Origin of the sequence: Rickettsia tillamookensis, from assembly GCF_016743795.2 — a bacterium.
Taxonomy (GTDB): domain Bacteria; phylum Pseudomonadota; class Alphaproteobacteria; order Rickettsiales; family Rickettsiaceae; genus Rickettsia; species Rickettsia tillamookensis.
This window is the reverse complement of the sequence record NZ_CP060138.2, coordinates 677,365-692,562: the sequence shown is the minus strand read 5'-3', so window position 1 is coordinate 692,562 and position 15,198 is coordinate 677,365. Positions and strand designations below refer to the sequence as shown.

Sequence of the window (15,198 nt, the reverse complement as noted above, 5' to 3'; positions counted from 1 at the left end):
TACCGGACGATTTTTATTCTATGTCATTCCCGCATAGGCGGGAATCCAGTAAAGTAAAGCTTTTTTTAAAAGCTTTACTTTACAAAAACTATATAATAAAAAATCTTTAAAATTAAAGATTTTTTAGCCTGGATCCCTGCTTTCGCAGGGATGACATTGAGAGTTTTTTAAAAACTGTCCGGTACTATGGAATAAATCACGGGATGACAACAAAAAAACCGAGCCATGCAACAACGCCGGTTTGACCACGGGATCTCATACCGCAGGCTGTATCCTAAGATACCACTACAAGCTTGCGAGATGACATTGAGGGCTTTTTAAAAATTATCCGGTACTATAAGTCGTATGACCGACTCTATTTATTTATCGGCGTTTCTACCAAAGCATGCTTAAGTACTTGGTCTATGTTTGACACGGATATAATTTCTAGGCTTTCTTTTATATTCGGCGGTATATCTTTTAAGTCTTTAACATTCTCCTCAGGAATTAATACGGTTTTAATCCCTCCCCTACTCGCAGCAAGTAACTTCTCTTTAAGACCACCGATAGGTAAAACATTTCCTCTTAAAGTAATTTCACCGGTCATTGCTACAGTGCGGTGTACGGGTATTTTAGTCATTAACGAAACAATAGTAGTAAACAAAGCACAACCGGCAGACGGTCCATCTTTTGGAATAGCTCCGGCTGGTACGTGAATGTGAATATCAAAATCTTTATAATTGTCGTATTTTAATCCAAAATTTGTTGCTCTGCTTCTAAAACAACTATAGGCAGCCATTGCCGATTCTTTCATAACATCACCGAGCTTTCCGGTGGTCTTTATTTCACCCTTCCCTGGAAATGCTAAAGCCTCTATAGTTAAAAGCTCTCCTCCTACTTCAGTATAAGCAAGCCCTGTGGTACTTCCTACTTGATCTTCTTTTTCGGCAAGTCCGAAATTATATTTTTTAGCCCCTAAAAATTCTTCAAGATTATTACTATCTATGGCAATATGCTTAACACTTTTATCTGCTAAAATTTGCTTTAATGCTTTTCTAGTTAACGCTCCTATTTCACGTTCTAAAGCTCTTACACCTGATTCCTTGGTATAATATCTAATTAAATCTAAAATTGCTGCTTCGGATATAGTAATTTCATCTTTTTTGATTTTATGTGCTTTAAATTGTTTCGGCACTAAATAATTTTTGGCGATTTGGAGCTTTTCTTCCTCTACATAACCGGAAATATATATTTTCTCCATTCTATCACTTAAAGCTCTAGGTAAATCATGAGAGTTAGCAGTAGCAATAAATATTACATTTGATAGATCATATTCCACTTCTAGATAATGATCAACAAAGTGACTATTCTGCTCAGGATCTAATACCTCAAGTAAAGCAGATGCCGGATCACCTCTAAAGTCAGAACTCATTTTATCGATTTCATCAAGCAGCATTACAGGATTACTAGTCTTAACTTTCTTAAGTTGACCTAAAATTTTACCGGGCATTGATCCAAGGTAAGTTTTTCTATGCCCTCTGATTTCTGCTTCGTCTCTAACACCACCGAGAGCAAATTTAGTATATTTTCTGCCCATTCCTTCGGCAATAGATTTGACTAACGAAGTTTTACCGACCCCTGGCGGACCGATTAAACATAATATAGGTCCTCTAATTTTACTTGAACGCTGTAATACCGCTAAATATTCTATAATTCGTTCTTTAACTTTTTCGAGTCCAAAATGGTCACGATTTAAAATTTTCTCCGCTTGGTTAATATCTATTTTACTATTATCGTATTTACCCCAAGGCAAACTTAGCAAAGTCTCAAGATAATTACGCGTCACTCCCGACTCTGCCGACATTTGATTCATACTACGGAGTTTTTTAAGCTCTGATTCTGCTTTCTCTTTAGCTTCTTTAGATAATTTTAAACTTTTAATTTTTTTCTCGATATCGGCAAGTTCTGATTTATCTTCATCAAGCTCCTTTTGAATAGCTTTCATTTGTTCGTGCAGATAATAATCACGCTGCGTTTTTTCGATTTGCTTTCTTACTCTTTGCTGCAATGCCTGCTCGGTTTCTGAATTTACTATATTGGAAGTAAGCGTACTAATAACCGTAGTGATACGCTTAAAAGGACTAGTTTCTTCTAATAAATGCTGCTTTGCCTCAAGTGAAGTTATCAGATGTGAAGCTAATATATTTATAATATTTATAAAATTAGTGCTATTACTTATTTCTTTATTGATAGTTTCAATAATTTCCGCATTAACTTTCTTATCATTAATCGCATATTTACTAAATAATTGTACTGCATTATCCACTAATGAACGCATGTTATTAACGTCAAATATTTCCTCATCCGGAATAATTTCATAATTTGCTTCAAAAGCTTTTTCACCTTTGATATTGCTTAGCTTTACTCTTGCTACTGCTTCTATTAAGATTTTTGCCGTATTATTAGGCAACTTCACTATTTGGATAATCTTGGCAAGTATAGCTGTGTTATAAAGTTCGTGTTTACTAGGGTTTTCTTGATCAAATTTTTTCTGTAAAGTTACTAAAATATATTTACTATTATCTTCCTCGGAAAGGGTAGTATGAGAGAGTGCTTGCAGAGATTTTTGCCTACCCACAAAAATAGGAGCAATTACTCCCGGGAATACTACCATATCTCGTAATGCCATAAGCGGCAGGGATTTTTTATTCATCAATTAAAACCTTTTAAAATTTCTAATTATTAACTATATAATATAGTATAAATGCGATTTCAAGCCATCTTTATTAATTATATTTATGAATTTATTACTACAATCTTCTCAAAATGTAGCTACTGCACATAATAGAATAAAACAATATCTACATTTAACTCCGATCGTTCACTCTGAAAGCTTAAATGAGATGCTCGGTCATGAGATTTTTTTTAAGGTTGAATCATTACAAAAAACCGGTGCATTCAAAGTTAGAGGAGTGTTAAATCATTTATTGGAATTAAAAGAGCAAAGAAAGTTACCTGATAAAATAGTCGGTTATAGTACGGGTAACCATGGGATTGGTCTTGCTTATGCAAGTAAATTATTCGGTATTAAAACAAGGATTTATTTACCGTTAAATACTTCAAAAGTAAAACAGCAAGCAGCCCTTTATTACGGCGGTGAAGTTATATATACAAATACTAGACAAGAAGCGGAAGAAAAAGCAAAAGAAGATGAAAAGCAAGGATTTTACTATATACATCCTTCCGATAGTGATTCTACAATAGCAGGAGCAGGCACGTTATGCTATGAAGCATTACAGCAGCTAGGCTTTAGTCCTGATGCTATTTTTGCCTCTTGCGGCGGCGGCGGTTTAATTTCCGGCTCATATCTTGCCAAGGAATTAATATCACCTACAAGCTTGTTAATAGGTTCAGAGCCTCTTACGGCGAATGATGCTTATTTATCAGTTAAAAACGGCTCAATATATAGATTTGATGATGCACCGACTACCATCGCAGACGGTCTTAAAACCTTGAGTGTATCAGCTCGTACATTTGAATATCTGAAAAAACTTGATCATTTTTATTTAGCAGAAGAATATGAAATATATTACTGGACGGCGTGGCTTACTCATTTACTTAAAGTTATATGCGAGCCGTCAAGTAGTATAAATATGGTTTCAGTGGTAAATTGGTTAAAAACACAATCCAAACCTCAAAAATTACTAGTACTAATCTCAGGCGGTAATATCGACCCTATTCTTTATAACGAGCTATGGAAGGAGGAATATTTAACCGTTCCGCCAACCATTCCTAACTAAAGGTAAATATTGTTATTGCAAAAGGCTTTGAGTGTTGTTGCATGGCTTGAAAAACGTACTGGATGTCATACCGTGGCTTGTCCACGGTATCCAGTAAAACAACTAAAAATACTAATAATATTAGTATTTTTAACTGGATCCCGTGAATAAATCACGGGATGACAACACAAAAACCAAGCCATGCAACAACGCCCCACTTTTGCGGGGATGACATGTAACGCATATTAAAATTTAACCCTTACTTCTTACTGCTTCTTGATTTTTAGTAGAAGTATTAGGAGTAGTTTGCGGAGGTTTTATATTAGAACTTCTTAGTTTTATTAAATCTTCAAATATGGTTTTATCAAATGATATTGGATTGATTTTTCTGAGTTCCGCTAAATTAAAATTATTAACTTGTTGCGGTTGAACTATAATAGGCTCACCCGTACTAGGAATTAAATTTTTAAATTCAGGATTAGTTGCTGCTTTATCTTTATTTTCATTCAAAAATTTTGTTAGACCTTCAGCAATTTCAGGATTTGTTAAAGCATTTGAAAAGATTTTATTATTAATTTCTTTTACTACATACTCATCACTTTTAATCATATATTCATTTACAACTTTTTCTAATCTTTGTCCTAAATAATCTTTCCCTGTAAAAATTGATTTAAATTTTTCCCATAAAGAAGTACCTCTATCATTAATATCTTTTAATTCAGTGGCTATTTTAGTACTATTTTCAGTTAGATAAGTAGAATCTAACTTATTTAATTCCCTTATTATTATTTCAGGATTCTTTATACCTGATGAGTTAGTAAGCATAATAGTTTGTTCTAATTGCTTACTAATTTTATTATTTTTTTCTAATCTATTACTAATTTGCTGAACCGTATAAGTGGCTGCGTTTTGTAATTCCTTAAATTCCGCTTGAGATAATTGATTTACTCTTGGGATAAACTGCTTACTATCTTCATTAAATTTTTGATTTTTATCTCCTTGAATAATAAATTTTTCATATTTCTCAAGTTTTTCCGGAGTGTTTTTAGGATCTTGTTTTAAGATTTCTATAGCTTTATCTTTTACAGCCTGTGCATATTGCTCTTTAGGTATAGAATTTCCGCTTACGGCTATTAATGCTTCTTTAGTTGCTCTTATAGGATTGGCAAAGATTTCTTCTTCATTTTCTATACCCATAAATGATAATTCATCAAAAGGTCCTCCTTTATTTAGAGGAAGTACAAAGCCCTTAAGTGCTGCTTCAGCCCTTGCAACATCAAACTTTAACTTATCTGCTGCACTAGGTATTAGTTTTGTATCTTGTCCTAAATTGATATGCAAATTATCTACTAATTTTTGTATATCTTTATTTTCTACAACTTCACTAATAATTTTACTGGCAAGTACTTCAAGCGTACTAGTGATATATTCTTCAGATTGTAAATATTGTTGAATAGGGTCTAGAGTAACAATATTTTTATTCAAAGTATCTAATCTACTATCTACGTTTTTTATATCACCTATTTTACCTTTTACTGCAGCCGATATCTCAGTTACTTCCTCGTTTTTTTTAATTTTTTCAATAGTATCATTTATATTAGTTATAATTTCTGCCATATAATACTCATTATTAAGTTATTTGATATAATGAGAACCAAATTATCAAACTTCTTAAAAATTCGCAACTATATTATCATATAAATCATTATTTACTATGCCCTGACTGTTGCCCACTCTCTTTACTTTTATTAAGCTTATCAACATGGGATATAGGGGTTGATATAGAAGACTCATAGCTTTGGGATATTGTTTTATTTTGCTCTTTACCTTGCTCTTTTTTTGCTGTTACGATATTGATTTCTTTATTTGGTGCTTGTTCTTCCTTTTTTAGTTCTTCCGGCAAATTTTTCATATATATATGTCGACTATTACTTTCTTTAAAGTTAGCGACTGCTTTATCTATATTTTTTTGAGCATAATCCGTACCGGTAAAAACTGCTACTATTCTTTGCCATAGCTTAGGTTTAGCTACTCTTTGTAATTCTAATGCTATACTTTCTCCCCATCCGTGTTCAGTTAAATATCCAGGATTTAGCTCTGATAATACTTTTTTAGTACCGTTAACAAGTGCAGGATTATTGCTCTCAAGTAATGGGGCAAAATACTGTTCAATTTTAATTTTTAAATTATCATTTGCAAGTTTACTATCATTAGTATTCAATTTATTATCTATAACTGCATATGGATTTTCTATAGTCACTTGTTCTGCTTCTATCACATTTTTATTCATTGCTTCTTTAGCTTTATTAGCAGCTTTAATAGCTTCTTCCGCAAGTTGATCAGTTTTTCCCGGAATTACTGCCGGCTGAAATTCTCCATTAACAAACTTCTTACTTTTATCGCCTTGGGTAATAAAATTCTCATATTTTTTAAGTAATTCAGCAGAAATTTTTGGATCTTTTTTCAAATTATTCAAAGCTTCATTGATAACTGCTTCAGCATATTTTTCTCTAGAAACAGTTTCACCGTTTAATTTAATTATAGCTTCTTTTACTGCGGGTATGGCTTTCTCTAAAACTTCTTTTTCCTCTAACCCGGCATAAGACAAATTATCAAATGCTGTATTCTTTTCTAGAGGCAGCTCAAAACCTTTTAAAGAAGCTTCTAAATTTGCGGCTGCAAATCTCATTTTAGCTTGTTTTAGCGGCGAACCTTCCAATTTTACACAAGCTTCAAATTGCTTATTAATATCATTTGTTAATGAATCAATTCCTTCTGAAGGTAAATAATTTCTGATTCCTTCTTTTCCTTGTGCTACCGCTCCAAGATATGCATCATAGCTTGTTAGAATTTTATTTACAGGATTGCTTTCAGCTATTCTACTACTATATGTATCTACAGCACTAATTACTGAAGTTAGACCCGACATTATTTCGTTGGCACTTGGCATATTACTCCCTCTATTAATTATTATTAATTAAATTAGATAATAATTAGTTAAAGAATGCAAACCATTTTAAAATTTATGAATGAAAATTAATTAAAACTTATAAAAAGAATTGTATTTTTTTATAGAAGAGGTTTTGATTGTAATCTCGTCAGGGATTTCGGTTATAAACCTTGAAGGGTAAGAACGGACTATTTCATAAAATATTTTTCGGCTTTCCGCATGAGTAATGTAAAGGTCTTTTTTAGCTCTCGTAATGCCGACATAAGCAATGCGGCGTTCTTCTTCTAAGCCTTTTTCACCATCTTCGTCTAGAGATCTTTGAGACGGAAACACCCCCTCTTCCCAACCCGGTAAAAACACCACGTCAAACTCAAGCCCTTTAGCTGCATGCAGGGTCATTATAGTAACAGAGCCACCGTAATTGGTTTCAAGCACTTCATTTTCCATAACTAAGCTTGAATGTTCGATAAAATCGTGAATATCGTTAAATTCAGCAATAGCTCTAAGCATTTCGTTAATATTTTCGATTCTACCGAATGCTTCTTCGGTTTTTTCTTCTTGAAGCATTTCAAGGTAACCGGAATCATCAAGTATTGCTTTAACCACGTTTATTGGAGCATCTATACTAAATCTTTCGTGCCAATTATCGATTTTAGTAACCAAATCTTTTAGAGTTTCATATGATTTTGCTTTAATCTCGCCCATTTCTAACATTTCTTTAATGGCTGCGAAATTAGAAATATTTCGCTCAAGTGCATAGACTCTAATTTTATTTAAGCTAGCGGCACCTATTGCCCTTTTCGGCACATTTATAATACGCTCAAGTGCTAGATTGTCATTTTGATTTAAAGATATACGGATATAAGCAAGCACGTCTCTTATTTCCATACGTTCATAGAACCGTAAACCGCCTATAATTTTATAAGGCATCGCACTATTTATAAACGCTTCCTCAAAACTTCTTGTTTGAAATCCGGCTCGTACTAATATTGCAATATTGCCGGCATTATATCGGTCTTCTCTCACTAATTTATCTATTTCGCCGGCTATATATCTTGCTTCTTCTTTATCACTCCAACAAGAGATAATTTTTATCTTTTCACCGCTTTCCCTATCCGTCCATAACGTTTTACCGTGACGGTTTTTATTATTATTAATAACATTGGAAGCAGCAGCAAGTATTGGCAAAGTTGATCTATAATTCTGCTCTAATTTAATAATCGTTGCACCTGCAAAATCTTTTTCAAAACGTAATATATTACCGACTTCCGCTCCTCGCCAACCATAGATAGATTGATCATCATCCCCTACACAGCAAATATTTTTATATAAACTTGCGAGCATTCTTGCCCATAAATACTGGACAACGTTAGTGTCTTGATATTCATCGATTAAAATATATCGATATTTTTCCTGGTAATATCTTAATATTTCAGGATTTTTAATAAAAAGCTCATTATTATAAAGTAGCAAATCTCCAAAATCTAAAACATTAGAAATAAGTAAATTTTTCTGATATTCTTCATATACAAGTTTTGCCACCCTCTGTAACGGTAAATTAGTATCTGATGCTGATAGTTTACTTGGTAATAATCCTTGATCTTTCCATCTCGAAATTATGATATGTATTAATTTAGGAGCATATTTTTTAGTATCAATATCTTTTAGTTTTACTATATCTTTAACTAGTTTTAATTGATCATCATGACTAATAATAGTAAATCTATTATTTAAACCAAGATTTAAATGCTCAATTTGGTCACGTAATATCCTAGCTGCCATTGAGTGGAAAGTGCCTATATTAAGACCGTAGCAATTAATTAGACTGTTAACTCTTTCAGCCATTTCTTTAGCAGCTTTATTAGTAAAAGTAACGGCTAGAATATTTTGAGGTGAGGCTAAATTTTGGTGAATAATATTAGCTATTCTTGAGGTAAGTACTTTTGTTTTACCTGTCCCTGCACCTGCAAGCAATAAAAGCGGTCCTTCAGTATGAAGAACTGCTTTTTGCTGTTGTGGATTTAATGTATGTATGAAATCTTGATTTTGCATTGTACCTGTCATACCGTGGCTTGACCACGGTATCCACAAAATAATTAATACTAGCTACTTTAGGTTTTTTACTGGATACCGTGGTCAAGCCACGGTATGACACTATTCTAAAGCATCACCTGATTCTTTTCAGATTTTTAATAATATAAGAAATAGTAATTATCGGACTACAAATAATTATTTTAAATAACCTAAAATAAGAGCTTAAATTTCTATCTTCAATAAACCAATTATATAAATCATTTATAGGTTTAATCTCAGCAGGAATAATATATTTATCTTTGAATAATTCTTTTAAAGCTCTTTTGGCCTGTTTTGCTTCTATTTTACGCTCTATTGTTAAGCTTTGATCATGTACTCGGTAGAAATATAAAGATTCCGGTATATGAGCAAATTTCGTAACAAGTCCAAAACGAAGCCAATATTCATAATCATCCACCAACTGCATATTTTCATTATATCCCCCTATTTGTCTTGCTAAATCGGCTCTATATAAGAAACATGCACCGACACAATCTCTAATCGGTAAAAACTCAGGCGGTTCTTGATAAAGTCTTGCACCTATACTACCTTGCTCATCGATTAAAGTATAATCAGTATATACAAGCCCTATCTCAGGTGAATTATCAAGTGTCTTAACCATTTTTTCTAAAGCATTTTCATGGAAAAGATTATCATCTGAAGTCCAAGTAAAATACTCTCCCTTGGCCTCTTTAAAAGCCACATTCAAACTTGCCGGTAATCTTTTATTGCTCTCATTTACTATTACTTTAATACGTGAATCCTGCTCTGCATATTTCCTAGCTACTATAACGCTACTATCTTTTGAGCAATCATCAATAATAATAAGCTCAAAGTCTTTAAAGCTTTGATTAAGGCAGCTCTCAATAGCAAAAGGTAATAGCTTCTCTCTATTATAAACCGGTAAAACTATTGAGATTTTTAGAGTGTTATTATTCATCCACCCCTAGAATATCAATATTGTTTAAGTTATTATCATCTTCCGTGAAGTTTTCAAAATCACTATCCGGCTCTTCTTCTCCTACAATTTCCTCATAATGATCATTATAAAAATTTTGTAGTACTGTACTTAAAGTACGACAAAGATCTAGAGGTAGTTTAATATCAGCATTACTAAATATTTTTATTAGGTTTGTTATAGGATAAAAATACTCCATCGGTAATGATACATTTTTTTCTAATATTTGATTTAACTCATTACTTAATGAGCCATTGTGATCATAAATAATAGATATAATGCTTTCTATTTGCTCTTTTAATTCAGACGTAACATCGCTAAATATGTGCATATTTATTATATTATATTCTGTAAATTTATATATTTAGTATTTAGATATTCAAATATCCCTTCAAATGAGCCTTCAACTCCAAAGCCTGAAGCTTTACGCCCTGCAAAAGGTGCTTTTGCATTTGCAGGTAACGGGTCGTTAATTGATACCATACCAAAATCAAGCTTAGACGCTATCATTTGTGCCACAGGTATATTATTTGAATATACATATCCTTGCAAGCCGTATTCGGTATTATTTGCACGTTCTATTACTTCATCCAAATCTTTAAATTTATAGCACGCAACCACTGGACCGAATATTTCTGTTCTAAAGATATCCATATTATCCAAACAGTCAATAATAATAGTAGGCTCAATAAAATTATCAACAGCTTTACCGCCGCAAATTAATTTAGCTCCTTTATTTTGTGCATCAGCAAGTAGCTTTTGTATTTTTTCTATGGCAGCAGAGTTAATTAACGGACCTATATCTGATGCTTTATCAAATCCGTCACCAGATTTAAGCTTAGTAAATTTAGCCTTTAGAATTTCTATAAATTTTTCATATATAGATTCTTCTATAAATATCCTATTGGGTGAAGTACAAGACTGCCCGCTATTTCTAGTTTTAGCAACTACCAAATCGCTTGCTACTTTTTCCAACTCATTATCTGCCGTTATAATGAAAGGAGCATTGCCGCCAAGTTCCAAAGATAAACGTTTTAGAGTATTTGCGGCATTTTGATATAGAATTTTACCGACATTTGTAGAACCGGTAAATGATAATTTCCGAAGCCTAAAATCTTCACAAAAAGACTTACCTATAACATCCGAATCACCGGTAATCACGTTAAATACTCCGGCTGGCAAACCGGCATCGCTTGCAAATTTCGCAAGTATTAAAGCTGATAGAGGCGTAAGACTTGACGGTTTTAATATAACGCTGCAGCCTGCAGCTATTGCAGGCACTACCTTACGAGTAATCATTGCATTTGGAAAATTCCAAGGAGTTATAGCCGCAGACGGTCCAACCGGCTCATATTGCGTAACAATTTTATGAGCTTTACTACTGCCCGGTTTAATGGTCCCGTGAATATTATGTATAACATATGTATACCAATCAATAAAAGATGCTCCGTATAGAATTTCTTTTTTGGATTCAGAGAGTACCTTACCCTGCTCTAGAGTTAATATATGGCTTAATTCATCAATATTTTCGATTACTAAATTATACCATTTTCTAAGAATCGCTATTCTTTCTTCAAACGAACTTTGTGACCATGAAGAAAAAGTTTGCACCGTATTATTAATTGCTGAATTAATCTTAGATAATCCTAAATTTGGAACTGTAGCAATTTCTTTTAAGGTCGAAGGATTAATAACGGATATTTGCTTCCCGAACTCTATAAATTCACCGTTTATATAATTCTTTCCCGTAATATTTTTAAGTAAGTTCATAAATTCCTCATTGTCTGCTTGGATACTAAGCCGTCATTGCGAGTAGGTGTTGGGCGTGGATCAATTCCACCGCTGTCATTCCGTGATTTATTCACGGAATCCAGTTAAAAATACTAATATTATTAGTATTTTTAGTTATTTTTCTGGATACCGTGGACAAGCCACGGTATGACACTCTAACAATTAAGCTACTTCATCGTAACAACTTCTTACTACGCCGGCAATATTTGCATCAAACTCCTCTACTCCAATCGTGAATTGTTGACCGTCTTTAGAGAACGTAATTTCTTTATCGGTATCTACTTTATCTCCAATAAAAACATCACCTTCTTGTACTCGTGTTATCAAATTTAATTGTTCTCCTAATATTTTCCAAATAACCACCTTTTGCTCAATATTGTCAATATATTGTTCAAGCTGTTTCATACCACTCGGATCTCTTAAACTAATATGAGTAAATCCTCCACGCATTGCAATTTCTTCAAAAAATTCTTTATTGTAGTTCTCACCAAATCCTACCGCATACATATTAAACTGAGGGTTTTGTATTACAGAGATTGCAGAATCTATAACCTCTTGTTGTGTTGTATTACAGTCAGTTCCTTCGTTCTTTCCATCAGTAAATACTATAATAGTAGAATGTATATCTATTTTTTCTTTCAATAATTCTAAAGCATCTTTGACGGTACCGTATAATCTTGTATATCCATCAGCATTTAAATTTTCTACATATTTCTTAATATCTTCAAGAGAGTTTTCCTTATCAGAAAAAGATTCCATGCTAGATTGATCATTAAATGAAACTATATTAATTTTCCAATTAGGGATCTCAACTAATTTAGCTAGTATCTTTTGTATATTACTTTTATAATCACTAAAAGTATATTTCATACTACCGCTAATATCTATTAATAAAGTAATTTCATGATTATTATTAGTATTTAGATATTCCGGGTCTTTAGAAGAAAACATAATAGGAAATTTACCGTTTTCCTGCCAGACAAAACCGTTAAATATCGGAAATAAATATTTTAATAAATATTGCTTATCAAGGATAAATCTGCCGTCCAAATTAGAAGCGATAATAGGTGGTTTACCGTCAATTTTATAAGCTTGAACGGCTTGCATTGCTGCACCGTTATTTAGAGTAAAAGTTAAGCTATTATTTTCTTTATGAGAAATAATTTGGGATATTAATTTAGAAAATTCAGTAGGTGGATAGGTATAATCTGTAGCCGGTGTTGCTTCACCTGTTAAAATTTTTGATAATTTATTTTCATCACTTATAACGGCTTGTAGTGTCTCAAGTTTGGATTCATCCATTTTATGTTTTATTGGATTTCCACAAGAGAGTTGAATCTCAGCAGTTAATAATTCTTTATTAAATTCAGCTTCTAATCTTATTGTTTCTAAAATTTTAGACAAACCATACTCTGTTATAAGATCACCATCTACTAGCTTATAAAATAACTCTCCTATTTCTATATCTGAAGTATCTATATAGTTCAGATTCTACTGTATTCTCCTTATTATCCTTAAATAAAGCATGTATCACATTCTTCTTTAATTCATCAGGGGATGCTAATAATGTACGAAAATGTTCTAAGTCATTAGAAGTTGTTTTAAAAATAACTTTATTATCAGTTACCTTTGTAACTCCTATTTCTGCTCCTATAGCTTTTAAAAAAATTTCCCATTTTTTCTCTGAAGTTAAGTGCTGTGTAGGCATAATTCCTCTCTATTTTATAAAATTAGAAAGAAAGATTATATTGCTATAATTTTTAATACAAGAATTTATTAAAAAAAATTAATGAATTTTTATATGATTATGTCTTTTTTTTAGGAATTTTATTATTTATTCAAAAATTTCTCTACCTCAAGAGCAGCCATACAGCCACTACCTGCAGCAGTTACTGCTTGTCTATAAATTTTATCCTGAACGTCACCGGCAGCAAAAACCCCTTCTACGCTAGTTTTAGTTGTACCTGACTTCGTGATGATATAATTATCGTCATCCATTGCAATTTGTCCGGTAAATAGCCCCGTATTCGGTGCATGCCCGATAGCTATAAATACACCGCTACAATTCACTAAACTAATCTCTTTGGTGTGGACATTTTGAATTTTAACTCCGGTAACGGATTTTGGTTTATCGCTACCTACAATCTCATCTACTACATGATCCCAAATTATCGATATTTTAGGGTTTTTAAATAATCGATCCTGTAATATTTTCTCAGCTCTAAAACTATCTCTTCTATGTATTATAGTAACTTTGCTAGCATGATTGGTTAAGTATAAAGCTTCTTCTACTGCACTATTTCCTCCCCCTACTACAACTATTTCTTGATTCTTAAAAAAGAAACCATCACAAGTAGCACATGCCGAAACACCAAAACCACGAAATTCCTGCTCTGAAGCTATACCAAGCCATTTTGCTTCCGCACCGGTACAGATGATTATACTTTCTGCTTCATACTCATTCCCAACTCCGGTAAATACTTTAAAAGGTCTTTTTGATAAATCCACTTTTTCCACGTAATCACTAATAATTTCTGTACCGACATTTTTAGCCTGCATAGCCATTTGTTCCATAAGCCAAGGTCCTTGCACCGTTTCCGCAAATCCAGGATAATTCTCAACATCGGTGGTAATTGTAAGCTGCCCGCCTGGCTGCATACCATTAATTAATATTGGTTTTAGAGCGGCTCTAGCCGTATAAATAGCGGCACTTAGACCCGCAGGACCTGAACCTATTATTAGTACTTTAGTATTAATTTTCATAATTATTGTTTGTTTATTTAAATGATTCTTATGTCATTCTTGCAAAGCATTGCTTGCGTGGATATCTAATCGTCATTGCGAGGAGCGAAGCGACGTGGCAATCCAGTAAAAATAATTAAAAAAATTCTGTAAATCAGAATTTTTTACTAGATTGCTTCGTCGAATTACTACGTAATTCTTCTCGCAATGACGGGTAAACAGGTCCACGCAACAATGCCTCCTCTCAATGACGATTTGGTATCCGAAACGACCTCAAGACTTCTTCTCTAACCAAGATTTGACATAGTTAATTTCTTCAGGATTCATTAGGGAAGGAGCATGACCGGCATATTTTATTTCATAAAGATCAAAAGTTTTTGTTTCTTTCATCTTTTTAACAGTAGATTTTGTTAAAATTTGAGATTTCATCCCATGAATTACTAATATTCTACATTTTATTTTATTCCATACGGACCATAGTTTAACATCTTCTTGGTTACTAGCATTTTTCATTCCTTTTGTTATAGCAGGATCATAATTCATTTTATATTTTCCGCCAAATGTAGAAATTACGCTATATTTTGTTAAATAATCCCAATCTTCTTCATCTTTAATACCTATTTGGGCATAAATAAGTTTTAAATGTTCTTTTGCACTAGCCAAATCATCTAAGAGTACCGTTTTTTTAGCATAACCTCCAATTTTAATTAAAGGAGCAGCATCAATAAATGCCCCGATATCATTTAATATTAGGGCTTTAAAAATATTTTTATATTTACTGGCAAGTACCATACCTATAATACCGCCCATTGAAGTACCGAGCCAAATAGGTTTTTTAATATTTAGTCTTTTAAAAAAGAATAATGTATCTTTAATATAGGGACCAATTTTTATTGAATTAATTTTCATATGAACCTATTAATATC

The 15,198-nt window shown here is 32.7% G+C and carries 11 protein-coding genes and 2 pseudogenes; 2 read left to right on the top strand and 11 right to left on the bottom strand.

Annotation, left to right across the window (positions count from 1 at the left end; all coding sequences use genetic code 11):
• Positions 1-355: 355 nt before the first annotated feature.
• Positions 356-2,692, bottom strand: coding sequence for an endopeptidase La (gene lon, locus H6P87_RS03325; RefSeq protein WP_202070017.1), 2,337 nt, complete (start codon positions 2,690-2,692; stop codon positions 356-358).
• An 85-nt stretch (positions 2,693-2,777) separates the two neighbouring features.
• Here lon and H6P87_RS03320 point away from each other — a divergent pair, with 85 nt between their 5' ends.
• On the top strand, positions 2,778-3,779 hold the full coding sequence (locus H6P87_RS03320) for a serine/threonine dehydratase (RefSeq protein WP_202070016.1): 1,002 nt from the start codon (positions 2,778-2,780) through the stop codon (positions 3,777-3,779).
• 37 nt (positions 3,780-3,816) lie between these two features.
• Positions 3,817-3,985: pseudogene (locus H6P87_RS07525) on the top strand (MFS transporter); the annotation flags it as partial.
• A gap of 25 nt (positions 3,986-4,010) precedes the next feature.
• Here the strand turns inward: H6P87_RS07525 and H6P87_RS03310 are convergent.
• From H6P87_RS03310 to H6P87_RS03265, 10 genes and pseudogenes are all read right to left on the bottom strand, one after another.
• Positions 4,011-5,375, bottom strand: a complete 1,365-nt coding sequence (locus tag H6P87_RS03310; RefSeq protein WP_202070015.1) for a hypothetical protein — start codon at positions 5,373-5,375, stop codon at positions 4,011-4,013.
• Between the two features lie 88 nt (positions 5,376-5,463).
• The gene (locus tag H6P87_RS03305; protein ID WP_202070014.1) at positions 5,464-6,708 is read right to left on the bottom strand and encodes a hypothetical protein; all 1,245 of its coding nucleotides are present in this window, start codon (positions 6,706-6,708) and stop codon (positions 5,464-5,466) included.
• Positions 6,709-6,798: 90 nt separating this feature from the next.
• Positions 6,799-8,772 carry a DNA helicase PcrA gene (pcrA, locus tag H6P87_RS03300; protein WP_202070094.1) on the bottom strand — a complete coding sequence of 658 codons (1,974 nt, stop codon included), beginning with the start codon at positions 8,770-8,772 and terminating at the stop codon, positions 6,799-6,801.
• A gap of 103 nt (positions 8,773-8,875) precedes the next feature.
• Entirely contained in the window at positions 8,876-9,721 is an 846-nt protein-coding gene (locus tag H6P87_RS03295; RefSeq protein ID WP_202070013.1) for a glycosyltransferase, read from the bottom strand.
• Entirely contained in the window at positions 9,714-10,070 is a 357-nt protein-coding gene (locus H6P87_RS03290; RefSeq protein WP_202070012.1) for a hypothetical protein, read from the bottom strand. The genes H6P87_RS03295 and H6P87_RS03290 overlap by 8 nt, the downstream gene beginning before the upstream one ends.
• A 5-nt stretch (positions 10,071-10,075) precedes the next feature.
• Positions 10,076-11,509, bottom strand: coding sequence for an NAD-dependent succinate-semialdehyde dehydrogenase (locus H6P87_RS03285; RefSeq protein ID WP_202070011.1), 1,434 nt, complete (start codon positions 11,507-11,509; stop codon positions 10,076-10,078).
• 183 nt (positions 11,510-11,692) lie between these two features.
• The gene (locus tag H6P87_RS03280; protein WP_246438076.1) at positions 11,693-12,934 is read right to left on the bottom strand and encodes a VWA domain-containing protein; all 1,242 of its coding nucleotides are present in this window, start codon (positions 12,932-12,934) and stop codon (positions 11,693-11,695) included.
• Positions 12,935-12,968: 34 nt separating this feature from the next.
• The gene (locus tag H6P87_RS03275) at positions 12,969-13,238 is read right to left on the bottom strand and encodes a hypothetical protein (protein ID WP_246438075.1); all 270 of its coding nucleotides are present in this window, start codon (positions 13,236-13,238) and stop codon (positions 12,969-12,971) included.
• Positions 13,239-13,360: 122 nt separating this feature from the next.
• Positions 13,361-14,293, bottom strand: a complete 933-nt coding sequence (gene trxB, locus H6P87_RS03270; RefSeq protein ID WP_202070010.1) for a thioredoxin-disulfide reductase — start codon at positions 14,291-14,293, stop codon at positions 13,361-13,363.
• 252 nt (positions 14,294-14,545) lie between these two features.
• Positions 14,546-15,154, bottom strand: a pseudogene (locus tag H6P87_RS03265) (alpha/beta fold hydrolase); the annotation flags it as partial.
• Between the last annotated feature and the right edge of the window lie 44 nt (positions 15,155-15,198).

What these genes read in the sequence shown, in the direction of transcription:
- lon (WP_202070017.1), bottom strand. Translation starts at nt 2,692, where the DNA reads ATGAATAAAAAATCCCTGCCGCTTATGGCATTACGAGATATGGTAGTA.
- H6P87_RS03320 (WP_202070016.1), top strand. Translation starts at nt 2,778, where the DNA reads ATGAATTTATTACTACAATCTTCTCAAAATGTAGCTACTGCACATAAT.
- H6P87_RS03310 (WP_202070015.1), bottom strand. Translation starts at nt 5,375, where the DNA reads ATGGCAGAAATTATAACTAATATAAATGATACTATTGAAAAAATTAAA.
- H6P87_RS03305 (WP_202070014.1), bottom strand. Translation starts at nt 6,708, where the DNA reads ATGCCAAGTGCCAACGAAATAATGTCGGGTCTAACTTCAGTAATTAGT.
- pcrA (WP_202070094.1), bottom strand. Translation starts at nt 8,772, where the DNA reads ATGACAGGTACAATGCAAAATCAAGATTTCATACATACATTAAATCCA.
- H6P87_RS03295 (WP_202070013.1), bottom strand. Translation starts at nt 9,721, where the DNA reads ATGAATAATAACACTCTAAAAATCTCAATAGTTTTACCGGTTTATAAT.
- H6P87_RS03290 (WP_202070012.1), bottom strand. Translation starts at nt 10,070, where the DNA reads ATGCACATATTTAGCGATGTTACGTCTGAATTAAAAGAGCAAATAGAA.
- H6P87_RS03285 (WP_202070011.1), bottom strand. Translation starts at nt 11,509, where the DNA reads ATGAACTTACTTAAAAATATTACGGGAAAGAATTATATAAACGGTGAA.
- H6P87_RS03275 (WP_246438075.1), bottom strand. Translation starts at nt 13,238, where the DNA reads ATGCCTACACAGCACTTAACTTCAGAGAAAAAATGGGAAATTTTTTTA.
- trxB (WP_202070010.1), bottom strand. Translation starts at nt 14,293, where the DNA reads ATGAAAATTAATACTAAAGTACTAATAATAGGTTCAGGTCCTGCGGGT.